This is a genomic window from Streptomyces sp. BE20, from assembly GCF_036322525.1.
Classification (GTDB): domain Bacteria; phylum Actinomycetota; class Actinomycetes; order Streptomycetales; family Streptomycetaceae; genus Kitasatospora.
Map to the genome: position 1 here is coordinate 1 of NZ_JAQYWW010000677.1, position 22,034 is coordinate 22,034.

Annotated in this window: 18 protein-coding genes and 2 riboswitches; of the genes, 5 read left to right on the forward strand and 13 right to left on the reverse strand. The window is 74.8% G+C overall.

All coding sequences use genetic code 11. The features are described 5' to 3' along the window. The 6 genes from PUR61_RS14370 to folP all read right to left on the reverse strand — a co-directional run. Nucleotides 1-478, reverse strand: a 478-nt coding sequence (locus PUR61_RS14370; RefSeq protein WP_329879214.1) for an enoyl-CoA hydratase-related protein, incomplete at its 3' end; no start/stop codon positions are given. After that, a complete protein-coding gene (gene mmsB, locus PUR61_RS14375) occupies nt 475-1,362 on the reverse strand; it encodes a 3-hydroxyisobutyrate dehydrogenase (protein WP_329879215.1) in 888 nt (295 codons plus the stop codon). The genes mmsB and PUR61_RS14370, both read right to left, overlap by 4 nt. Continuing rightward, nucleotides 1,359-2,507 carry an enoyl-CoA hydratase/isomerase family protein gene (locus PUR61_RS14380; RefSeq protein WP_329879216.1) on the reverse strand — a complete coding sequence of 383 codons (1,149 nt, stop codon included), beginning with the start codon at nt 2,505-2,507 and terminating at the stop codon, nt 1,359-1,361. The genes mmsB and PUR61_RS14380 overlap by 4 nt, the downstream gene beginning before the upstream one ends. Continuing rightward, nucleotides 2,507-3,649: an acyl-CoA dehydrogenase family protein gene (locus PUR61_RS14385; RefSeq protein WP_329879217.1), complete on the reverse strand. Its 1,143-nt coding sequence runs from the start codon at nt 3,647-3,649 to the stop codon at nt 2,507-2,509. Before PUR61_RS14385 ends, PUR61_RS14380 begins: the two co-directional genes overlap by 1 nt. 8 nt (nt 3,650-3,657) lie before the next feature. Beyond that, nucleotides 3,658-5,157, reverse strand: coding sequence for a CoA-acylating methylmalonate-semialdehyde dehydrogenase (locus PUR61_RS14390; protein WP_329879218.1), 1,500 nt, complete (start codon nt 5,155-5,157; stop codon nt 3,658-3,660). Between the two features lie 209 nt (nt 5,158-5,366). Further along, a riboswitch (cobalamin riboswitch) is annotated at nt 5,367-5,537 on the reverse strand. Nucleotides 5,538-5,856: 319 nt separating this feature from the next. Next, the gene (folP, locus tag PUR61_RS14395; protein WP_443035171.1) at nt 5,857-6,750 is read right to left on the reverse strand and encodes a dihydropteroate synthase; all 894 of its coding nucleotides are present in this window, start codon (nt 6,748-6,750) and stop codon (nt 5,857-5,859) included. Between the two features lie 180 nt (nt 6,751-6,930). On the opposite strand from folP, the gene metF reads away from it, so the two are divergent. After that, the gene (metF, locus tag PUR61_RS14400; RefSeq protein WP_329879220.1) at nt 6,931-7,848 is read left to right on the forward strand and encodes a methylenetetrahydrofolate reductase [NAD(P)H]; all 918 of its coding nucleotides are present in this window, start codon (nt 6,931-6,933) and stop codon (nt 7,846-7,848) included. Between the two features lie 63 nt (nt 7,849-7,911). Here metF and metE read toward each other — a convergent pair whose 3' ends face one another. The 4 genes from metE to PUR61_RS14420 all read right to left on the reverse strand — a co-directional run bounded on the left by metE (nt 7,912) and on the right by PUR61_RS14420 (nt 14,901). Next, nucleotides 7,912-10,227, reverse strand: coding sequence for a 5-methyltetrahydropteroyltriglutamate--homocysteine S-methyltransferase (gene metE, locus PUR61_RS14405; RefSeq protein ID WP_329879221.1), 2,316 nt, complete (start codon nt 10,225-10,227; stop codon nt 7,912-7,914). A gap of 161 nt (nt 10,228-10,388) precedes the next feature. Next, a riboswitch (cobalamin riboswitch) is annotated at nt 10,389-10,608 on the reverse strand. Between the two features lie 163 nt (nt 10,609-10,771). Further along, nucleotides 10,772-11,563: an adenosylcobinamide amidohydrolase gene (locus PUR61_RS14410; protein ID WP_329879222.1), complete on the reverse strand. Its 792-nt coding sequence runs from the start codon at nt 11,561-11,563 to the stop codon at nt 10,772-10,774. Nucleotides 11,564-11,771: 208 nt separating this feature from the next. Continuing rightward, nucleotides 11,772-13,895 carry a glycerophosphodiester phosphodiesterase gene (locus tag PUR61_RS14415; RefSeq protein WP_329879223.1) on the reverse strand — a complete coding sequence of 708 codons (2,124 nt, stop codon included), beginning with the start codon at nt 13,893-13,895 and terminating at the stop codon, nt 11,772-11,774. A 232-nt stretch (nt 13,896-14,127) separates the two neighbouring features. Further along, complete coding sequence (locus tag PUR61_RS14420; protein WP_329879224.1) at nt 14,128-14,901, reverse strand: SDR family NAD(P)-dependent oxidoreductase; 774 nt, start codon at nt 14,899-14,901, stop codon at nt 14,128-14,130. Between PUR61_RS14420 and PUR61_RS14425 the strand changes: the two genes are divergently transcribed. Further along, nucleotides 14,900-15,856 (forward strand): helix-turn-helix transcriptional regulator, encoded by a 957-nt coding sequence (locus PUR61_RS14425; RefSeq protein WP_329879225.1) that lies wholly within the window; start codon nt 14,900-14,902, stop codon nt 15,854-15,856. The two genes, PUR61_RS14420 and PUR61_RS14425, sit on opposite strands and share 2 nt — an antisense overlap. A 38-nt stretch (nt 15,857-15,894) precedes the next feature. On the opposite strand, the gene fabV is transcribed toward PUR61_RS14425, so the two are convergent. Continuing rightward, complete coding sequence (gene fabV, locus PUR61_RS14430) at nt 15,895-17,100, reverse strand: enoyl-[acyl-carrier-protein] reductase FabV (RefSeq protein WP_329879226.1); 1,206 nt, start codon at nt 17,098-17,100, stop codon at nt 15,895-15,897. Between the two features lie 380 nt (nt 17,101-17,480). Here fabV and PUR61_RS14435 point away from each other — a divergent pair, with 380 nt between their 5' ends. From PUR61_RS14435 to PUR61_RS14445, 3 genes are all read left to right on the forward strand, one after another. Continuing rightward, the gene (locus PUR61_RS14435; RefSeq protein ID WP_329879227.1) at nt 17,481-18,101 is read left to right on the forward strand and encodes a TetR/AcrR family transcriptional regulator; all 621 of its coding nucleotides are present in this window, start codon (nt 17,481-17,483) and stop codon (nt 18,099-18,101) included. Nucleotides 18,102-18,340: 239 nt separating this feature from the next. Beyond that, the gene (locus PUR61_RS14440; protein ID WP_329879228.1) at nt 18,341-20,089 is read left to right on the forward strand and encodes an SDR family oxidoreductase; all 1,749 of its coding nucleotides are present in this window, start codon (nt 18,341-18,343) and stop codon (nt 20,087-20,089) included. Between the two features lie 178 nt (nt 20,090-20,267). Then, complete coding sequence (locus PUR61_RS14445) at nt 20,268-20,621, forward strand: VOC family protein (protein ID WP_329879229.1); 354 nt, start codon at nt 20,268-20,270, stop codon at nt 20,619-20,621. A 79-nt stretch (nt 20,622-20,700) separates the two neighbouring features. Here the strand turns inward: PUR61_RS14445 and PUR61_RS14450 are convergent, their stop codons facing one another. Continuing rightward, nucleotides 20,701-21,309 carry a class I SAM-dependent methyltransferase gene (locus PUR61_RS14450; protein WP_329879230.1) on the reverse strand — a complete coding sequence of 203 codons (609 nt, stop codon included), beginning with the start codon at nt 21,307-21,309 and terminating at the stop codon, nt 20,701-20,703. Nucleotides 21,310-21,526: 217 nt separating this feature from the next. Then, nucleotides 21,527-21,766, reverse strand: a complete 240-nt coding sequence (locus tag PUR61_RS14455; protein WP_329879231.1) for a hypothetical protein — start codon at nt 21,764-21,766, stop codon at nt 21,527-21,529. Between the last annotated feature and the right edge of the window lie 268 nt (nt 21,767-22,034).

Sequence of the window (22,034 nt, forward strand, 5' to 3'; positions counted from 1 at the left end):
ACAGCTCCATCGCCTTCGCCTTGCCGACCGCACGGGTGAGCCGCTGCGAACCGCCGATCCCGGGGATCACCCCCAGCTTGATCTCCGGCTGGCCGAACTTCGCGGTGTCCGCCGCGAGCAGGATGTCGCAGAGCATCGCCAACTCGCAGCCCCCGCCCAGCGCGTAGCCCGCGACCGCCGCAACGATCGGCTTGCGGATCCTGCCCAGGTCGTCCCAGGCCGCGAACCAGTCGCCGAGGTAGGCCTCGACGAAGTCGAGGGACTGCATCTCCTTGATGTCGGCGCCGGCCGCGAACGCCTTCTCGGAGCCGGTGATCACCAGGCAGCCGATCCCCGGGTCCCGGTCGAAGTCCCTCGCCGCGGCGACGACCTCCTTCATCAGCTGCGTGTTGAGCGCGTTGAGCGCCTTCGGCCGGTCGAGCGTGATCAGCCCGACCCGGCCCGCGCGCTCCACCAGAATCGTCTCGTACGCGGTCACGGCGCGCTCCCCCCCAGGGTGGTGATGATCGCCGAGAAGTCCAGTCCGGCACCCTCGTCGGCGGCGAATTCCGCATACAACTCGGCTGCCTTCAGGCCGAGTTCGGTGGGCAGACCGGCGGCCCGGGCCGCGCCGGCGGCCAGCCCGAGGTCCTTGGCCATCAAGGCCGCCGCGAACCCCGCGCGGTAGTCGCGGTTCGCCGGACTGGCCGGCACCGGCCCGGGGACGGGGCAGTTGGCGGTCAGCGCCCAGCACTGCCCGGAGGCGGTGGAGGCGACGTCGAACAGTGCCTGGTGGCTCAGGCCGAGACTCTCACCGAGGACGAAGGCTTCGCTGACGGCGATCATCGAGATGCCGAGGATCATGTTGTTGCAGATCTTCGCGGCCTGCCCGGCGCCCGACGGCCCGCAGTGCACGACCTTGCCGCCCATCGCGTCCAGCACCGGCCGGACCGCGCCGAAGTCCGCCTCCGCCGCTCCCACCATGAAGGTGAGGGTCCCGGCGGTCGCGCCCGGCACTCCTCCGGACACCGGCGCGTCGACCGCCCGGCCGCCGGCCCGCACGGCGAGGTCGTGCGCGGCCCGGGCGTCCGCGACGTCGATGGTGGAGCTGTCGACGAAGAGCGTGCCCGGACGGGCGGCGGGCAGCAACTCCTCGTAGGCGGCCAGGACGTGGCGACCGGCCGGCAGCATGGTGATCACCACGTCCGCACCGCCGGCGGCGTCGGCCGCGGACTCCGCCGGCCGGACACCGGCCGCCTCCGCCTGCCGCAGGGCCTCCGGCACGAGGTCGTAGCCGACGACCCGGTGCCCTGCCCTGGCCAGGTTGGCGGCCATCGGGCCGCCCATGTTGCCGAGTCCGACGAATCCGATGTCGTGGGTCACCAGCGCTCCAGGGGTTTCGTGGTGGCGAGGCCGAGTTCCCGCTCGCCGAGCTGGGCGAAGTAGCGTGCCACGGCGGCGGGGGCGACGGCGTCCAGCGTGGCCGGGCTCCAGCGCGGCGTGCGGTCCTTGTCGATCACCTGGGCACGGATGCCCTCGGCGAGGTCGGGTGTGTCGAGGGCGGCGCAGGAGGTGCGGTACTCCTGGTCGAGGACGGCCTCCAGCGGGCCGAGGGACCGGGCGCGGCGCAGCGCGGCGAGCGTCGCCTTCACCGCGGTGGGCGAGTTGGCGGTGATCCGGTCGGCGGCCTTCCCGGCCTCGGGCTCCCCGCTGTCGCGGAGCCGGCCGAGGATCTCCTCGACGGTGCCCGCCGCGTAGCAGCTGTCGATCCACTCGCGCTGCCGCTCCAGCGGGGCGGGCGGTGCGGGTGCGACGTGCCGGACGAGCGCCTCGTGCACGGGCAGTTCGGCGAGGTCGTCGAGGAGCGCGGGCAGCCGCTCGGTGGGGACGAAGTGGTCGGCCAGGCCGCAGAGCAGGGCGTCGCCGGCGCCGGCCGAGCCCGCGGTGAGGGCGAGGTGGGTGCCCAGCTCGCCGGGGGCCAGCGAGAGCAGGTAGGTGCCGCCGACGTCCGGCACGAAGCCGATGCCGGCCTCCGGCATCGCGACCCGGGTCGTCCCGGTGACGATCCGGACGCTGCCGTGGGCGGACACGCCGACTCCGCCGCCCATCACGATGCCGCTCATGACGGCGACGTACGGCTTCGGGTAGCGGGCGATCCTGGCGTTGAGCCGGTACTCGTCGCGCCAGAACTCCTCGACGGCCGCCGGATCACCGCCGGTGGCGGCGCGGTGGATGGCGACGATGTCGCCCCCGGCGCAGAAGGCGCGGTCGCCGGCGCCGGTGACGACGACGGTCTCGACCCGGTCGTCGCGCTCCCAGGTGTCCAGTGCGGCGTCGATCCGCCGCACCATGGCGTGGGTGAGGGCGTTCAGCGCGGCGGGCCGGTTGAGGACGATCAGGCCGGACCTGCCCTCCCGCTGGACGAGGACCTCGTCGACGGTGCGCCCGGACGCGGTGCTGCCGGCTGTGGTGCTGCCGGCCGCGGCGTGCCCGGCTGCGGCGTTACCGGCTGCGGTGTTGCCGGCCATCAGGCGGCTCCCGTCAGTCCGCGGGCGACGATGACGCGCATGATCTCGTTGGTCCCTTCCAGGATCTGGTGCACCCGCAGGTCGCGGACGATCTTCTCGATGCCGTACTCGGCGAGGTAGCCGTAGCCGCCGTGCAGTTGGAGTGCGGCGTTGGCGACCTCGAAGCCGGTGTCGGTGGCGTACCGCTTGGCCATCGCGCAGAGCTCCGGCGCCCGGGGGTCCCCCCGGTCCAGCGCCGCGGCGGCCCTCCAGAGCAGCGACCTGGCCGCCTCCAGCTCCGTCGCCATGTCGGCCAGCCGGAACTGCAGGGCCTGGGCGCGCAGCAGCCGGGCGCCGAACGCCTCCCGGTCCGAGAGGTGGCGGGTGGCCCGCTCCAACGCGTCCTGCGCGCCGCCGAGCGAGCACGCCGCGATGCCGATCCGGCCCCCGTTCAGCCCGTTCATGGCGATCCGGAAGCCCTCGCCCTCGGCCCCGAGGAGCCGGTCGGCGGGCAGCCGGACGCCGTCCAGGAGCACCTGCCGGGTCGGCTGGGCGTTCCAGCCCATCTTCCGCTCGTTCGGACCGAACGAGACGCCGGGGTCGTCCCGTTCGACGAGGAACGCGGAGATCCCGCCTGCGCCCGGGGCACCGGTGCGGGCCATCACGACGTAGACCTGCGAGGTTCCGGCGCCGGAGACGAACTGCTTGACGCCGTCGAGGACGTAGTGGTCGCCGTCGCGCCGGGCCCGGGTGGTCAGCGCGGCGGCGTCCGAGCCCGCGCCCGGCTCGGTGAGGCAGTAGCTGGCCAGGGCCTCCGTCGAGCAGAGTCCCGGCAGCAGTCGGGCACGCTGGCCCGGGCTGCCGTAGCGGTCGATCATCCACGCGACCATGTTGTGGATGGACAGGTACCCGGCGATCGACGGGCAGCCGGTCGCCAGCGCCTCGAAGACGAGCACGCCGTCCTGGCGGCCCAGCCCGGAGCCGCCCGACTCCTCCCGCACGTACACGCCGCCGAGGCCGAGGCCCGCGGCCTTGCGCAGCACGTCGACGGGGAAGTGCTTGGCCTGGTCCCACGCCACGGCGTGCGGGGCGAGGTGCTCGCGGGCGAAGTCGCCGGTGGCCTCGACGATCGCGAGCTGGTCGTCGGTCAGATGCGTGTGCACGGCGCGCCTCAGCCCATCGTCGGGATGGTGAAGCTCGCGCCCTCCTTGACCCCGGAGGGCCAGCGCGAGGTCACGGTCTTGGTGCGGGTGTAGAAGCGGATCGAGTCCGGGCCGTGCTGGTTGAGGTCACCGAAGCCGGACCGCTTCCAGCCCCCGAAGGTGTGGTACGCGACCGGCACCGGGATCGGCACGTTGACGCCGATCATGCCCGTGTTGACGCGGCGGGTGAAGTCGCGGGCGGTGTCGCCGTCCCGGGTGAAGATCGACACCCCGTTGCCGAACTCGTGCTCGCTCGGCAGGCGCAGCGCCTCGGCGTAGTCCGCCGCGCGGACCACGCACAGGACCGGGCCGAAGATCTCCTCGCGGTAGATCCGCATCGCGGGGGTGACGCGGTCGAAGAGCGTGGCGCCCAGGAAGTAGCCGCCCTCGTACCCCGGCACGGTCAGGTCGCGGCCGTCGACGACCAGTTCGGCGCCCTCCCGGACACCGAGGTCGAGGAAGCCGCGGACCCGGTCCAGCGCGTCGCGGCCGACGAGCGGCCCGAAGTCGGCCTCGGGGTCGTCGGAGGCGCCGACCTTGAGTGCGGCGATCCGCTCGGTGAGCTTGGCGACGAGGGCGTCCGCGGTCTCCTCGCCCACCGGCACGGCGACCGAGACGGCCATGCAGCGCTCGCCGGCGGAGCCGTAGCCGGCGCCGATCAGGGCGTCCGCGGCCTGGTCGAGGTCGGCGTCCGGCATCACGATCATGTGGTTCTTGGCGCCGCCGAAGCACTGGGCGCGCTTCCCGTGGGCGGCGGCCGTCGCGTACACGTACTGGGCGATCGGGGTGGATCCCACGAACCCGAGCGCCTGGACCCGGGGGTCCTCCAGCAGCGTGTCCACGGCCTCCTTGCCCCCGTTGACGACGTTCAGGACGCCCGGCGGCAGGCCCGCCTCCAGGAACAGTTCGGCCAGCCGCAGCGGCACGGACGGGTCCCGCTCGGAGGGCTTGAGGATGAAGGCGTTGCCGCAGGCCAGGGCGGGCGCCGCCTTCCACAGCGGGATCATCGCCGGGAAGTTGAACGGGGTGATGCCGGCGACCACGCCGAGCGGCTGGCGCATCGAGTACACGTCGATGCCGGTGCCGGCGCTGTCGGTGAACTCGCCCTTCAGCAGGTGCGGGATGCCCGCCGCGAACTCCACCACCTCCAGCCCGCGCTGGAGGTCGCCGTGGGCGTCGGCGACGGTCTTGCCGTGCTCGGCCGAGAGCAGGCGGGCCAGCGGCTCGCGTTCGGCCTCGACGAGCTGGAGGAAGCGCAGCAGTACGCGGGCGCGGCGCTGGGGGTTCCAGGCGGCCCACTCGGACTGGGCGCGCTCGGCGTCGGCGATCGCCGCCCCGGTCTCGGCGCGGCTCGCGAGCGGGACCCGGGCCTGGACCGTGCCGGTGTTCGGGTCGTAGACGTCGCCGAAGTCCCCGGAGGTCCCGGGGACGTGCTTGCCGCCGATGAAGTGGGTGAGTTCACGGACCATCACAGACCTGCTCTCGTCAGGGTGTCGGGAAGATCCGAGGGAAGGGCGCACGACGGACGCCCGCGCCGCGCTCGGGTGAGCGCGCGCGTCGGGCCGTCGCCGGGCGCGGCGAGCCGTCAGGGAGACGGGTGTGCCGCAGCCGTCGCAGGATCACCAGGGTCGGGAAGGGCGCGGACCGGTGCCATGCGTGTTTGCTCCATCCTCGTGGACAACACGGAACACCCGCAGTCGGTATCCTGACTTCCGGATCAGCGCGCGTCGCCCGGCCTTCCCGGCTGGCTGCCAGTGGCTGGTACTGCGGCGACGCACTCCCCGGTCACAGTGGCGGGACCGTGCCGGATTCACACCGGCTTCCCTGCACTGCGGGCCTTGTCCACGACCATATAGTTGGACGTCCTAGTAAGTCCAGGGCATCCCTCGCCGCCGCCGTCCGTTCCGCGACCTCCTCCGGCGCGGCGACGTGGTTGTGGTCCACGTGGAAGAAGTCCCGCGCCTCGTCGTCCGGTTGGGCCGGTCGCAGCACCGGACCGGCGCCGGAGTCGCCGAGCTCCGCAACCCTCGTGACGGCCTCGCGGTAGCTGCCGTGCAGGGCGATCCTCCGCCCGGCGGGACGTGCCGCGGGAGCAGCTCTCTCCGCCGGTGCCTGCGGAGCCCCCACCGAAGGCATCCGCAGGAGGGCAGGGATTCGACGCCCGGCACCTACCCGCCGCGCCGCGGCGAGGCCGCGGCCGGCTGCGCGCCCCGGCGGCGCAGGGCCGCCTCCACCCGGACGGCGTCCGCCGTGGCCTGCACCTCGTGCACCCGCACCGCCCACGCGCCCTGGGCTGCGGCCAGCACGCCGACGGCCGCCGTGGCGGCGTCGCGCTCCCGCGCGGGGCGGGGCGCACCGGTTCCGGGATCCGCCAGCAGCTCCCCCAGGAACCGCTTCCGCGAGGCCGCCACCAGGAGCGGGCGGCCCAGCACGCCCCAGGCGTCCAGCGCCGCGAGCAGCGCCCAGTCGTCCTCCCGGCGCTTCGCGAACCCGAGCCCCGGATCCACGATCACACGGGACGGGTCGACGCCGGCCGCCACCACCGCGTCGAGCTGTCGCCCCACCTCACCGATCACCTCGGCGACCACGTCGTCGTAGTGGGCCAGTTCGTCCATCCGCCCGGACTGGCCGCGCCAGTGCATCACCACGAACGGCACACCCGTCCGGGCGACCACCGACGCCATCGCGGGGTCGGCCCGCCCTCCGCTGACGTCGTTGACGAGCCGGGCCCCGGCGTCCACCGCCGCCTCGGCCACGGAGGCCCGCATGGTGTCCACGCTCACCAGCACACCGGCGGCGGAGAGGGCGCGGATCACCGGCAGGACCCGCCGCAGTTCCTCCTCCTCCGGCACCCGCTCGGCGCCGGGCCGGGTCGACTCTCCGCCGACGTCGACCAGGTCCGCCCCGTGCGCGGCCAGCATCAGGCCCCGGTCGACCGCCCGGCCCGGGTCCGACCAGCGCCCCCCGTCCGAGAACGAGTCCGGTGTCACGTTCACGATTCCCATCACCGCACACCGGTCCCAGTCGGGTATTCCCGGAAGCCCGTACGAACGTCTCTCCATGCGCCTATGGTGCCCTTCTGCGAGGCCGCGCCGGACTTGTTCCCGACGGGCCGGGAATCCGTGGGGAACCGTCGGTGGAAAACACCGGAACAGGCCCCTCCGGACGTATGCGTGAGAAATCTCGTATCACAGGATGGACGGACGCGTGTGCGATCCCACCGCGCTGGATAGCCTCCTCCCATGACACTCGGAATCCCTTCCCGACGAACCGATCACGCGGCATCCGTCCGCGAACTCCTGGCCACCGGTCGGCGTTCCTTTTCCTTCGAGTTCATGCCGCCGCGCAGCGCCGCGGCGGAGGCCGGCCTGTGGAACGCGATCCGCAGGCTGGAGGCTCTGGCACCCACCTTCGTGTCGGTGACGTACGGCGCCGGCGGGTCCACCCGGGAGCGCACGGTGAACGTCACCGGGCGCATCGCGCAGGAGACCACCCTGACGCCGACGGCCCACCTGACGGCCGTCGGCCACAGCGTCGCGGAGCTGCGGAACATCCTCGGGCACTACGCCGACCAGGGGGTCCGCAACATCCTGGCCCTGCGGGGCGATCCGCCCGGCGACCCGCTCGGCCCCTGGGTCCGCCACCCCGCAGGCGTGGCGTACGCCGCCGACCTGGTGCGGCTGATCAAGGAGTCCGGCGACTTCTGCGTGGGTGTCGCGGCCTTCCCGGAAATGCACCCCCGCTCCCCGGACTGGGATTCCGAGATCCGTTTCTTCATCGAGAAATGCCGAGCCGGCGCCGACTATGCGATCACCCAGATGTTCTTCGACGTGGAGAAGTACCTAAGATTCCGGGACCGCCTCCTGAAGGCCGGGTGTTCCGTTCCGATCATTCCGGAGATCATGCCGGTGACCACGATCCGGTCACTCGAACGCATTCCCACCCTCAGCACCGCGGCCATTCCGGCGCACCTCGCCGAGCGGATGATCGGCGAGGTGCACGATCCCGCGGCGGTGCGCGCCGTCGGAATCGAGTACGCCACCGAAATGTGCCGCCGCCTCCTGGCCGAGGGCGCCCCCGGCCTGCATTTCATGACCATGAACTTCTCCACGGTCACGACGGAGATCTACCAGAACCTCGGCCTGCCCGAATCCGGCTGAGGGACACCGCCGGGGGCGGGCGCGGCCGGAATGCCGCGCCCGCCCCCGGCCTCCCCGCCCTGCTCAGCCGGCCAGGTCGTCCCGCAGGCGACGGGCGGCGGTGACCAGGCTCTCCAGCGAGGCCCGGGTCTCGGTCCAACCGCGGGTCTTCAGTCCGCAGTCGGGGTTGACCCAGAGCCGCTCGGCCGGAATCGCCGCGAGCCCGGCACGCAGCAGTTCCACCGCCTCGTCGGCGCTCGGCACACGCGGGGAGTGGATGTCCCACACGCCCGGTCCGACCTCGCGCGGGTAGCCGGCCGCGGCCAGCTCACCGGCGACCTCCATGTGCGAACGGGCCGCCTCCAGCGAGATCACGTCGGCGTCCAGCTCGTCGATGGCCGTCATGATCGCGCCGAACTCGGCGTAGCACATGTGCGTGTGGATCTGGGTGTCGACCCGCACGCCCGAGGTCGCGAGACGGAAGGCGACCGTGGCCCAGTCCAGGTAGGCCGGGCGGTCGGCGGAGCGCAGCGGGAGCGTCTCGCGCAGCGCCGGTTCGTCGACCTGCACGACGACCGCGCCGGCGGCCTCCAGGTCGGTGACCTCGTCGCGCAGGGCGAGGGCGACCTGGAAGGCCGTGTCGGCGAGCGGCTGGTCGTCCCGGACGAAGGACCAGGCGAGCATGGTGACCGGCCCGGTGAGCATGCCCTTCACCGGACGGTCCGTCAGGTCCTGCGCGTAGCGGAACCAGTCGACGGTCATCGGGTGCGGGCGCGAGATGTCACCGGCCAGCACCGGCGGGCGGACGTACCGGGTGCCGTAGGACTGCACCCAGCCGTGCCGGGTGGCGAGGTAGCCGGTGAGCTGCTCGGCGAAGTACTGGACCATGTCGTTGCGCTCGGGCTCGCCGTGCACCAGGACGTCCAGGCCGGCCTTCTCCTGGAAGGCGATCACCTCCCGCACCTCGGTCCGGATGCGCTCCCGGTACGCGGCCGAGTCGATCCGCCCGGCGGTGAGGTCGGCCCGGGCCACCCGCAGTTCGGAGGTCTGCGGGAACGAACCGATCGTGGTGGTCGGCAGCAGCGGCAGGCCGAGGCGGGTGCGCTGGGCCTCGGCGCGCTCCGGGTAGGCCTGGGCCCGGCGGGCGTCCGCCTCGGTGACGGCCGCGGTGCGGGCCCGCACGGCGGGGTCACGGGTGATCGGGGAGTTGGCGCGGGACGCCAGGTCGGCGCGGTTGGCGGCGAGTTCGGCGGTGATCGCGCCGGTGCCCTCGCGCAGGCCGCGGGCGAGCAGGGCGACCTCGTTGGCCTTCTGCCGCGCGAAGGCGAGCCACCGGGCGATCTGCGGGTCGAGGTCGCGCTCGGCGGCGGCGTCCAGCGGGACGTGCAGCAGCGAGCACGACGGGGCCACGTCGACGGTGCCGGCCAGCCCGAGCAGGGTGGCCAGGGTGGAGAGCGACTTCTCCAGGTCGTTGATCCAGATGTTGCGGCCGTCCACCACACCGGCGACCAGCCGCTTGCCCGGCAGACCGCCCGCGGCGGCCAGGTCGCCCAGGTTGGCGGCGGCCGGGCCGGTGAAGTCCAGGGCGAGGCCGTCGATCGGGGCCCTGGCCAGCACGGGCAGCGCGGCGCCCAGGCGGTCGAAGTAGCTCGCGACCAGCAGCTTGGGCCGGTCGGTGAGGGCACCGAGGTCGCGGTAGGCGCGCGCGGTGGCGTTCAGTTCCGCGGGGGTGCGGTCCTGGACGAGCGCCGGCTCGTCCAACTGGACCCAGGCGGCGCCGGCCTCGTGCAGGTCGGCGAGGAGGGCGGCGTAGACGGGCAGCAGCCGGTCGAGCAGGGTGAGCGGCTGGAAGTCCTCGGGGACGCCCGGGGCGGGCTTGGCGAGGAGCAGGTACGTGACCGGGCCGACCAGCACCGGACGGGCGCTGTGGCCGAGGTCCAGGGCCTCGCGCAACTCCGCGACCGCCTTGGCGGAGTTCGCGGTGAAGACGGTGTCGGGGCCGAGTTCGGGCACCAGGTAGTGGTAGTTGGTGTCGAACCACTTGGTCATCTCCAGCGGCGCGACGTCCTGGGTGCCGCGCGCCATGGCGAAGTAGCCGTCCAGCGGGTCGGCCTCGACCGCCGCCCGGTGACGCGGCGGGATCGCGCCGACGGCGACCGTGGTGTCCAGTACGTGGTCGTAGAGCGAGAAGTCGCCGGTGGGCACCTCCTGGACGCCCGCCCCGGCGAGCCTGCTCCAGTTCTCCAGACGCAGGTCGGCGGCGGTGGCCAGCAGGGCGTCGGCGCTCACGGCGCCCTTCCAGTACCCCTCGATCGCCTTCTTGAGCTCACGGCCACCGCCCTGGCGGGGGTATCCGTACACGGTGGCCAGGGTTGCCGCGGCTGCGGACTTCGCTGTCAAGGGACTCTCCTTCGCGAGCCTGTCTGTGGCCCCGGTGACGGGACGGAGGCGCGAAGGGGTGACGAACCGGGCGGGACCGCGTGCGCACGAGAAGCGCCGGATCCGCCTGGTATGTACGCCGACCCGCCCACGAGGTCACCGGGATGTCCGCGCGCGAACGGGTCGCGTGCGGGCAACGGGCAGGTCTTCGGACTCGTGGACACGCCCGCCCGAAAGGGCGGACACCTACTGGCCGTCGCTTCCCAGACCCGACCGGGCCCAGTGCGTATGACGGCGGTCGTTCCCACTCACCGCTGCGGGGCAGTCCCGGATTCCCACCGGGTTCCCTCTTACGACGCGCCTGCCTGGTGGGCAGGGCGAACCAGCTGCCCGCCCAGCTTAGGGCGAATCCGGTACCGGGAGAACACAAGGACACCAGGAGGTCCACATCCTGAGACGCCGCCAGGGCCCCGGACGGGCGGCGGAGGGCCGGACGGGACAGGACAGGACCGGCCGGTGCGGGTGCCGGCCCGCCGTCCCGGAACCCCGCGCCCCGGCCGTGCCGCTACTCGTCGGAGAGCACGAAGGTCCGACCGCACCCGGGCGTGGACCGCAGGTGACCGGGCACGGGTCCCCGGACGCGGCCGGCCCGGTCGCGCTCGGCGCCCAGCACGACGGCCGCGTGGACGGCGCGGGCGGCGCGGGATCCCCAGCGGGACCGGGGGCCGCCGAACGGCTCCGCCTCCCGGCCGGGACCGGTCCGCCGCACCGCCACGCAGACCGCGTCCGACGGCGTCCCCGAGCAGTCGTACCCGGCTTCGAGCAGCGCCTGGACCTTGGCCTCCGTCACGGTGGCCACGAGGTTGACGGCGGCCGCGTCCGAGAGGGCCACCGGAACGGCGACCACGATGTTGATCGTGCCGGGAACGAGCGCGTCGCCGGGGGCAGCGCCGTCGGCGGGCGCCGACGCCCAGGTCGGCACACCGACTCCGGTCGTCACCACCGCGGTGACGCCGTGGTCGCGGGCCCAGGTGAAGGCGTCCACCCGGGCGGCGGTCATCAGCCCGACGCCCGGACCCCGCAGCCCCAGGTCCTCCGCCAGCTCGGCCAGGTGCCGGTCCGGGTCCGTCCTGCCGTACCCGGCCCGGACCTGGGCGTTGACCAGCCACTCCCGCTCGCCCAGGCCGCCGCCCAGCACGGCGCTGCTGAGCATCCGCCAGCCGGGTCCGGCCCGCCACACCAGGAGATGGCGGCACTCACCGTCCTCCGGGCGGCCGGACCGCTCGATCACCACGGGGTCGCCGAAGACCCCGTCGTCCACTCCGGGAGGGCCCGCCTGCTGCTGCGGGATTGCCATGAACGATCCACCTTCGGGCACGTGGGTGAGCGGCCGACCGGCCAGGCGATCAATCCTAGGCACAGGGCGACGCCCCGCGGATCGACGGAGCACCCGGCGGACGCCGGACCCCGTGCCGGGCGAGCGGGCACGGGGTCCGGCGGTCGGTGCGCCGGTGCCGGTCGTGCGACCGACGCGGTCGGTTCGGCCGGGGTGCGCCGGGGTGCGGTCAGCCGTTGGCGGGGGGCGTACCGCCGAGGGCGAGGGCGTCGGCGGCGATCAGCCGGGCCCGGTCGGCGGGGACGGTCCGGCCGGACTGGTTCTCGGCCCACCGGGCGAGCGGCCCGTACTGGCCCTGGCCGAGCATCACGGTCAGGGTGGCGACGGCGTTGCGGTCCGCCCCCGAGGTGAGGACCAGCGAGGCCAGACCGGTCGGCGTGGCCGCGACGGTGAACTCGGCCGTCGTCTCGGCCCGCCCGCCGGGGCCGGTCGCCTCCGCCCGCAGGGTGTGCCGACCGAGCGCGAGCGCCGCGGTGTCGAGCGCGGTGCCCGGTGTGAGCTCGGCACCGTCCAGGGTCAGCCGAACGGAGTCGGCGCCGCGCGTCTGCACCGCGGTGACCGGCTGCTGGGCACGGTCCAGGGTGGCCCCGGCCGCCGGGGAGGTGATCGCCACGGTGGGTGCGGCGGGCGGCGCGACGGCGCCGGCCTGCTGCCAGGCGGAGTTCCAGCCGGCGAGCTCCGCCGGACGGTTGGTGATGATGCCGTCGACGCCGGCAGCCTCCAGCGCCTTCCACCGGGCGGCCGCGTCGACCGTCCAGACGTTGACCGCGACGCCGGCCGCGTGCAGGTCCTTCACCACGCCGAGCCGGGCGGAGACGGCGCCGTCCGAGGGGTTGTAGGCGGCCAGGCCGAGCTCCCTGGAGATCGCCACCGGGTCGGCGTCGAGGGTGCTGCGCAGCAGGCCGAGCGGCAGCTCCGGTGCCAGCTCGCGGGTGTGCCGCAGGGCGTCCACCTCGAAGCTCTGGACGAAGACGCGGCCCGCCATCCCGTGGTCGCGCACCTCCTTGACGATCCGGGCGACCTCGTCGCGGCTGTGCCGGCCCTTGATCTCCAGCAACAGGTTGCCGCCACGGGTGCGCAGATCCTCCAACTGCGCCGCGAGCGTGGGCACCCGGGCACCCGCGTAGGCCGGGCCGAACCGGGAACCGGCGTCCAGCGCGTCCAGTTGGGCGGAGGTCAGGTCGCGGATCCGCCCCTGGCCGTCGGTGGTGCGGTCCACCGTGTCGTCGTGGAGGATGTACGGCACGCCGTCCTTGCTGGGCTGGACGTCGTTCTCGATCCACTCGGCGCCACCGCGCCGGGCGACCTCGTCCGAGACCAGGGTGTTCTCCGGTGCCGCGGCGGAGGCGCCGCGGTGGGCGAAGACGGTGAGCGGGGAGCCCGCCGGCCGGAGCAGGCCGCCCGGGGCGAGCGCGGTCACCCTGAGGTCGTCGAACGACACCTTCGCGCCGTTGACGACGAGCGCCTGGCCGCCGTCGGCGCTGCGGGCGACCTGGGTGGTGCGGGCGGCCTCCCGGCCGTCGAAGATCCAGCGGGCGGTGGTGCCGTGCACCTCGACGGCGATCCGCACGTCGCGGCCGGTGCCGGCGGCGACCGGGGCGGCGGCGGTGTCGGTGACGAGCCAGCTGTTGGCGGTGGTCCGCCGGGCGAACTCCAGGCCGTTGGCGGCGGTGGTGCCGGTCCGCACGGTGGCGATCGACCACGGCGTGGCACCGCTCGCCGGGACGTCCAGGCCGAGCGCCGCCCAGCGGGCGTTGTCCACGACGGACTCGAAGCGGGCGGTCGCCTCGATGCGGAAGTCGTCGAGGTGGCGGCCGAAGGTGATCCGGCTCTGCTGGCCGGAGTTGGCGGAGGTACCGACCAGCCGGCCGTTCGCCACCTTCCAGTCGCCCTCCACGGCGGTCCAGCCGGCGGGGAGGGAGGTGCCGGAGAAGCTCTCGGTCACCACGACGTCACCGGGGGCGGAGGCCGCGGCGGCAGCGGCGAGGCCGGGGGACCCGGCGGGGTCGTCGGGGGACCCGGGGCCGGACGCGGCGGAGCCGGAGGTGGCGGCGGGCGGCTCGGCGGAGGCGGCGGGCGGGGCGCTCAGTGCGACGGTGCCCAGGCCCAGCGCGGACGCGACGAGGGCGGCGAGCACGGCGGTGTGCCGGCCCGCGCTCGACCGGAGGTCGCGCCGGTCGTCGGCCGAGGTGCCGGGGCGGTTGCCCGGGCGGCCGCCGGGGCGGTTGCCGGGACGGACGGCGGGTGACGTGGCGGACGGGCTGCCGGAGCTGACGTGGTGACTCTGTGTCATGCCCGGCACGCTAGGGGACGCTCCCCGAACCGGAAGCCACTTCCCCGGGAACCGTTCGTGACCATTGCGAAACTCCACGCCGCACGGCCGTACCTCACCGAACCCGCCGACCGGACCGGCGCGTTGTCCTCGCCGAGTCCTCGGTCCCGCCCCGGCGGTAGCGGGTCCGCGGCGTGCTCCCGGACGGCGGGGGCGAGCGCGGCGACGCGCCGTCGGGCACCGTCCGCACGCCTCAGACGAAGGACCGGGTCGCCGTGATGCCGCCGTCGACGGGGAGCGTCACCCCGGTCACGTACGAGGACCGGTCGCTGAGCAGCCAGGCCGCGGCCTGGGCGACCTCGGTGGCGCTCGCCGGGCGGCCGAGCGGGGTGAAGCGGGCGACGGCCTCGCCGAAGGCCGGCCCGGCGGTGAACAGCGGTTCGGCGGACGGCGTCCGGACCACCCCGGGCGCGATCGCGTTGGTCCGGACGCCGTGCCGGGCGTAGTCGGTGGTGGCCGCCTTCACCAGACCGGCGAGCCCGTGCTTGGCCGCCTGCTGGGTGCCGTCCCCGAACCCGCCCACCAGGCCGCCGACCCCGCTGCACAGCACGATCGAGCCGCCCCGCCCGCCCGCGAGCATCGCCCGGAGCTGGGCCCGCAGGCAGAGCCACGTGCCGCGGAGGTTGACGGCGTGGACGGCGTCCCAGTCCTCCTCGGTCCGCTCGGCGAGCGGGGCGGGCATCGGGCCCGAGCCCGCGTTGTCGAAGGCGGCGTCGAGCCGGCCGAAGGAGTCCAGCGCGACCTGTACCGTCCGCTCGGCCCCTTCGGCCGTGGAGATGTCCGCGGCGACGGCCACCGCGTCGGCGCCGCGCGCCCGCAGCCGGGCCGCCAGCGCCTCGACCTCGGGACCGGTGCGGGCGGCCAGGACGAGCAACGCGCCCTCCGCCGCGAACAGTTCGGCGGCTGCCGCGCCGATGCCCCGGCCCGCGCCGGTGATGATCGTGACCTTGCGGTCGAGAAGTCCCATGCCGGGAGCATCCCTCGACGGGACGGGCGGCGGCAGCGGCCGGATCGTCCTGGGCCCGGGAGCCTGGGTCTGCCGGGTCCTGGATACGGCTGCCGGGCTGTGGCAGCGTGGGACCATGCCCGACACTCCGTTCAGCGCGTTCCTGCGGGCCCGCCGCCAGGGCCTGGATCCCTCCGACGCCGGGCTGCCGGTCGGACCGCGCCGCCGCACGCCGGGCCTGCGCCGGGAGGAGGTCGCCGTCCGGGCGGGCATCTCGACGGACTACTACGCCAGGCTGGAGCAGGGCCGCCAGCGGCTGCCGACCGGCCCGGTGCTGGACGGCATCGCCGCGGCCCTGCTGCTCACCGAACCCGAACGGGACCACCTGCACCGGCTGGCCCACCGACGGTCCGCGCCGTCGACCGCCGCCGTGAACGGCCCGGCGACCGTCGACGCGACCGCCCGGAGCCTGCTCGCCTCCCTCGACCGCTCGCCCGCCTTCGTCACCGGGCCCCGGTTCGACCTGCTCGCCTGGAATCCCTGCGCCGCCGCGCTGATGGCCGATCCGGCCTCCCGGCCCGCCCTCGAACGCAACCTGCTCTGGCAGGTGTTCTGCTGCCCGCACGGCGCCGCCCAACGGGCCAACCACGCCCCCACCGGCTCCATCGGCGCGGACCTGGTCGCCGGGCTGCGCGCCCAGCACGCGGACCGCCCGGACGACCGCGAGCTGACGGCCCTGGTCACCCGGCTCTCCGCCCGCAGTCCGCAGTTCGCCGCCCTGTGGGCCCGCCACCGGGCCGCCCCGCCCCGCCAGGGCCGCCTCGCGCTGCGCCACCCCGCACTGGACACCGGCGTGCTCGACTACACCGCCCTCGCCCTCCCCGCGAGCGGCCACCACCTCTTCGTCTACCTCCCGCCCGCCGGCCGCCGCACCCCGGACCCCTTCCGCCGTCTGAACCCGGCGGCCTCCCGCTAGCGCCCGCGCCCGGGCGCCGAGCGAGCGGCGGGCGGACGTCAGACGCCGGACGACGGGGAGGCGGGCCACGGGACGGCGGTCTCGGCCTCGGCCTCGTAGTCGACGCCGGGAACGTCCCAGCCGTAGAGCCGGCCGACCTGGTCACGGAACCAGCCGGTGTCCGCACGGGTGTCCATGGTCTCGGCGTCGATCCTGTCCCACATGGCGCGGACGGCGGTCTGGACCCGGGGGTTCATCTCCCAGTCGTCCAGCCGGATGCGGTCCTGGTCGTCCAGGTCGGGCTCGGCGTCGCCGGAGAGGCGGTTCCACAGCTCCGCGGCCTGGTCGACGGTGGTCTGCCAGCCGTCACCGGTGACGCGGTGGAGGATGCTGGTGTAGAGCGCGATGCTCGGGATCGCGGTGGAGGCCTGGGTGACGGCCGCGCCGGCGACGACGGTGTAGGCGTGACCCGCGCCGTCGAGACGGGTGTTGAGGGTTCGGGCGGTGTCCTCCAGGTGCTGCTTGGCGGCGCCGATGGTCCCGGCCCGGTAGACGGGGGCCGTGATGTCCGACCCGACGTACGAGAGCGCGACGGTCCGGAAGCCGTCGGCCAGCAGGCCCCTGGACTGCAGGGCGTCGACCCACAGCTGCCAGTCGGCGCCGCCCATGACCTGCACGGTCGCGTCGCGCTCGGCCTCGTCGGCGATCTGGAGGTGCAGCTCGCCGATCCGCGGGGTGCCGTCCTCGAACACGAGCGTCTTGGCCCGGTAGTCGCTGCCGAGCGGCTTGATGACGGAGTGGTGGACCTCGCCGGTCACCGGGTCGGTGCGACGCGGGGCCGCGACGCTGTAGATGAGCAGGTCGACCTTGCCGAAGCGGGCGGCGATCCGGTCGGCGGCCTCCTCCTTGACCCCGTCGGAGAACGCGTCGCCGTTGAGGAAGGTGAAGTCGGCGCCGGCCTCGGCCGCGAGTTCGGCCGTCCGGGCGGTGCGGTACCAGCCCGCGCCGGCGGTACGGCGCTCGGTCGCGGGGGCCTCGAAGGCGATGCCGAGTCCGCGCATCCGGTGGGCGCGCAGGCCGACCAGGGTCGCGGCCAGCCCGTACCCGGCGCTGGAGCCGATGACGAGGGCGACCGGCCCGGGACGGTCGTCGGCAGGCTCCGGAATCTGCTGCCACAGGTGGTCGACCACCGTCCTGCAGCCGGTCGGGTGGCTGTTGACGTAGAGGTACCCGCGGTTGCCGGGCTTGATCGTGCGGAGGGTCACTCGTGGGGTCCTTCGGGTGCGGGACGCGGTCGCCGCGGCAGGAACACCTGCGCGCACGGCGGACGTCGGCGACGGTTTCCGGCTGGCCGGTGGCCGGCGTCGTCGGGACGACGACGCCGAACGTGCCCTCCGGGGCGGTGACCGGGCGGGGCCGTCCGTTCCCCCGGGGGCTCGCTCCGGTCGGGCCCTGCTCACATCCTGGGCGAGCCCGGCCCGGCCCGTGATGGTGATCTTCACCAGAAGTGCCCGCGGATTCTTGTCGGTGTGCCATCCGTTCGCCCCGCCGCCCTCCCCCGTCCTCGACCGGGCCGGGGCCGCCGCAAGCGGCACCGCCGGATGGCCCCGTCGACAAAATATGCAGACCGGTCTATTGTTTCCGCATGGGAGTCAAAGGCGAGGAGACCCGCGCCCGGCTGATCGCCGGCACCCGCGGCCTGATCGAGGCACAGGGCTACTTCGGCACCGGCCTCAACCAGATCGTGACGGAGAGCGGCGCGCCGCGCGGATCGCTCTACTTCCACTTCCCGGAGGGCAAGGACCAGCTGGTGACCGCCGCCCTGATCCAGGCCGGCCAGGAGGTCGAGGAGCTGCTCACCTCGCTCGCCCGCGAGGGCTCCGACGCGGCGACCGTCGTCGCCGGGCTGGCGCGGGCCTTCGCCGACCGTCTCGCCAGGTCCGAGTACACCAAGGGCTGCCCGATCGCCACCGTCGGACTGGAGATCGCCGGCAGCAACGAGGCGCTCCGCCAGGTCTGCGTCGAGGTGTACGCGAGCTGGCAGCGCGTCCTGACCGAGCGTCTGACCGCCGAGGGGTTCGGCCCCACCGAGGCGGACGTCGCCGCAGGCCAGGCGCTCGCCCTGCTGGAGGGTGCGGTCCTGCTGGCCCGCGTCCGCCGCTCCCCCGAACCGCTGACCGCCGCGACGCACGCCGTCCGCCACCTGCTCGACGCGAACGCCCCGCAGGCCACCCGCGAAAGCCCGGCCTCGCAGCGGACCGGCTGAGTACGGGTGGGCGCCGGCCTCGGCGCCCACCCGTCCCCGGCGACAGATCCCCGCCGCGCACCCGGACGCACCCCCGGGCGCGGTTCGCCCTCCACCACCACAGACCGGCCCGTGACCGCGAGCCCCGTCCAGGGCTCCCGCCTTCCGGCACCTTCGCACTCGCGCCGCATCCGTGCCCAAAAAATATGCAGACCGGTCTACAGAATCAGGTCGACCGGACCACCGAAGAGGAGAGCACCATGACCACCACGCCCCGCCCGCAGCCCCGGCAGCCGGACGCCCTCCCGGCCGACCGGCCACCGCCGCACACCCTGGTGCTGGGCGCCACCGGCTTCCTCGGCCGCTGGCTGCTCCTCGAACTCCTGGGCCGGGGAGAGCCGGTGGCCGCCGGCGTCCGCACCGGCCCCGGCTCACCGCGTGACCGCGAACTCCGCGCCTGGCTGCGGGCGCACGGCGCCGACGACGGCGCCCTCACCACCGTCACCGCCGACCTCACCCGCCCCGGACTCGGGCTGTCGCCCGCCGACGACGCCCGGCTCGCCGCCGTCCGTGACGTCCACAACCTCGCCGCCCTCTACCGCTTCGGCCTCGGCCGTGCCGAGGCGCACGCCGCCAACGTGGAGGGCGCACTCACCGCACTCCACTGGGCGGCGGGCCGGCCGCGGCTCCGGCGCCTGGTCCACCTCTCCGGGTACCGGGTCGGCCGCGGCAGCGCGCCCCGCCACCCCCTCCCGCCCGCCGAGACCGACACCCTCTACGCCCGGCTCGGGGCGTACGAGGCGTCCAAGCACCTCGGCGACGCCGCCGTCCGCGTCACGGCCGCCGAGCTCGGCGTTCCGCTCACCACGGTGAACCCCAGCAGCGTGATCGGACACTCGGAGACCGGCGAGGCCGGGCAGTACCTGGGCCTGGCGGACCTGGTCCGCCGGCTCTGGTCCGGCCGCCTCCCCCTGCTGCCCGGGACGGCCCGGACCTTCCTCCCGGTGGTCGCGATCGACCACCTGGCCCGATTCCTCGCCGTCGTCCCGGAGTTCGACGACGGACCGGCCCACTCCCACACCGTCCTCGACCCCGCCACCCCACCGCTGCCCGAACTGATCGCCCTGATCGCCCGGCACCTGGACGTCCCGGCGCCCCGGGGGCTCGTCCCGGTCGGCCTGGTACGGCGACTGCCCCGTGCCCTCACCGGCGCCGACCCGGAGACCCTGTCCTTCCTCGTCGGGGACGGCTACGACACCGCCTCCGCCGACCGGCTCGCCCGGGCTGCCGGACTCCACCACCCCCCGGTGGACGACCTGTTGCGCCGCTGGGCCGACCGCCTGGTCGCCGACGGCTTCGGGGCCGCACCCACCGGCCACGGCCCCGGCGGCCCGGCGGGCGGGTTCGCGGACGTCGCCGGCGGACGCACCTACCTCGACGGCGACCGCCGGACACCGCGCTACGTCCTGCTCCCCGGGCCGGGCGCGGACACCGCCGCCTGGACGGGCGCCACCGGCCGGCTCGACGCCCCCGCACTCACCGCCGACCTCCCCGGGCTCGGCCGCTCCGCCCCCACGGCCGCCCCCGACGCCGACTGGCTCGCGGCCCTGCTCGACCCGGTCCGCTCACGCCCCGTGCTGGTGACCCACGCCGCCGTCGCCGCACCGGCGTTGCGCTACGCCGCCGCCCACCCCGACCGCGTCGGCGGCCTGCTCGTGGTGACCGCCGACGCCACCGGCCCCGACCGCCCCGGCGGTACCGACCGGTCCGGAGGCGCCGCTCCTGCCGCCGCACCCGCGTTCCACCGTCCCGGCGCCGCCCGCCGTGCGGCCCGACGCCTCCGCGAGGCCCGACGGCGCTCCCGCCGGGCGGAGTTGAGCGGGCTGATCGACGCCTGCCCCGTCCCCGTCCGGCTCGTCGCACCCGGGGCGCCGACGTCCCGGACGGCGGCCCCGCACACCGGCGGTGACCCTTCGGACCTCGCCAGGGCGGCCTCGGCCTGGTCGTAGCGCCGCCCGGCCCCGCCGGCCCGCACTCGCCGCCGCCCCGCTCCCGCCCGGTCGCCCGGATCGTCCGGGCGGTCGGCCGGACCGCCCGCCCGACCGTGCACACCTGCCTACGCGTACGGGGTGCGCGCCACACGTGTGGTGCCGGTCCGGCCGGTCGCCGTCCTGGCAGGATGGCGGCATGGAACACGTACGGGGAATTGGCGGATACTTCCTGCGGGCCGCGGACCCGGCGGCCCTCAACGCCTGGTACCGCGACCACCTGGGCCTGGACGCCGACGCGCACGGCCTGTGGCATCAGGAAACCGGGCCGACGGTGTTCGCGACGTTCGAGTCCGGGACCGACTACTTCGGGTCCCGCGGCCAGCAGACCATGCTCAACTTCCGCGTCCGCGACCTGGACGCGATGCTCGCGCAGTTGCGCGCCGGAGGGGCGGACGTGGCCGAGGAGACCCAGGACATGGAGGGTGTCGGTCGATTCGGCTGGGTCACCGATCCCGAGGGCAACCGGGTCGAACTGTGGCAGCCCGCCTGAGGACCCGCGTCCGGGCCCCGGGCCGTCGCGCCGTCCCGCCGTCGTCCCTTCGCCACGGCCAGGACCGCGCCGCGCGAGGTCAGGCCGGACCGTTCCGGAAGGCGAGTACCGTCCACCGGACGTCCGTCCGGCCGTGCAGGTCGGCGCGTCCGGTGCGCAGGAGCAGGTCCAGGCCCCGGGTGCGGGCGAGTTCGACCGTTTCGTCGGCGGACACGTCGAACATCCGCCTCCCCGGCGGGACCGGGCCGTGCCGCAGGGTGAGGAAGAGGCGACCGGCCGGGGCGAGCAGTCCGGCGAGGGCCTCCATCGCCGGGGGTCGTTCCCCGGCCGACAGATGCATCCACACGGCGGTCAGCAGCACCGCGTCGAACCGGTCCTCCCCCGCACCGAGCCGGGGGAGTCCGGGCAGCGCGTCGTCGACCCAGTGCACGCCGCTCCCGGCGTGCAGCCGTCGTCCGATCCGGCGCAGCTCCGTCGTCGGTTCGGCGGCGACCACCCGGTGCCCGAGCGCGGCCAGCGCGGCGGCGTCCCGTCCGGTGCCGGCGCCGACGTCGAGGACGGTGCCGGGTGACGCCGGGAGGAGGTGGAGGACCTCACGGTGGACTTCGGTGAAGGTCACGGCCTCGTACTGGAGGGCGAGTTGATCCGCCGCCTCGCCGTACCCGGCCGTACTCGTCGGTCCGCCCATCCGCCGCCTCCTCCCGTGAACCCGCCCGCCCGGCCCCGCTCCGCGCCTCCGGGGGCGTGCGGCGGGCCGACCCGCCGACCGGTGGTCCCTCGGCGGACGACGTGTCAACGGGCTTCGCTCCGGGGGGCGTCGTACCGGCGGACCGCGTCGGCGGAGCGTCCGAAGTCCGCGGTCAACGGGCGGCGTCAACTGTACAGGCCAGCGGCCACTCCCCCGGTCAGGCCTCACCGGGGTGCCAGGCGGGCCATTCCCAGGGGCGGTCGCTCCACCGGACGCGGACGGCGTCGTGGGGGTCGAGGTCCGGGAAGAGCTGACGGATCCGTGGTTCGAACTCCTCCGGGGCCAGGGGTTCCCAGCCGTGGCCCTCGAAGCGGACCAGCCGGTAGCGGCTGTCGGTGCGGAAGTCGGCGATCTCGACCAGGGGCTTCGTCGCACCGGACGTACTGATGGTTTCCATGCCCCCCAGCATGTGGCTGACCTGGGGTGACCGCACCCGGGGCACGGCAGGCAGCGTACGCCCCGGAGGAGCCCGCGCGCCGCGACAACCCTCGTCCGGGTCATGTCCCCTCGTCGGCGCACTCGTTGGGTACGGCGAGCGGGTGGTCGGCGCCGTACGGGCTCGGTCCCGTGCGGCCCGGCGCCGGCGGGGGTCACCGCTCGTCGACGGGCAGGCGAGGCTGCGACGGCAGGAGGACGAGGACATGGGCGGACAACCGGCAGGCGGC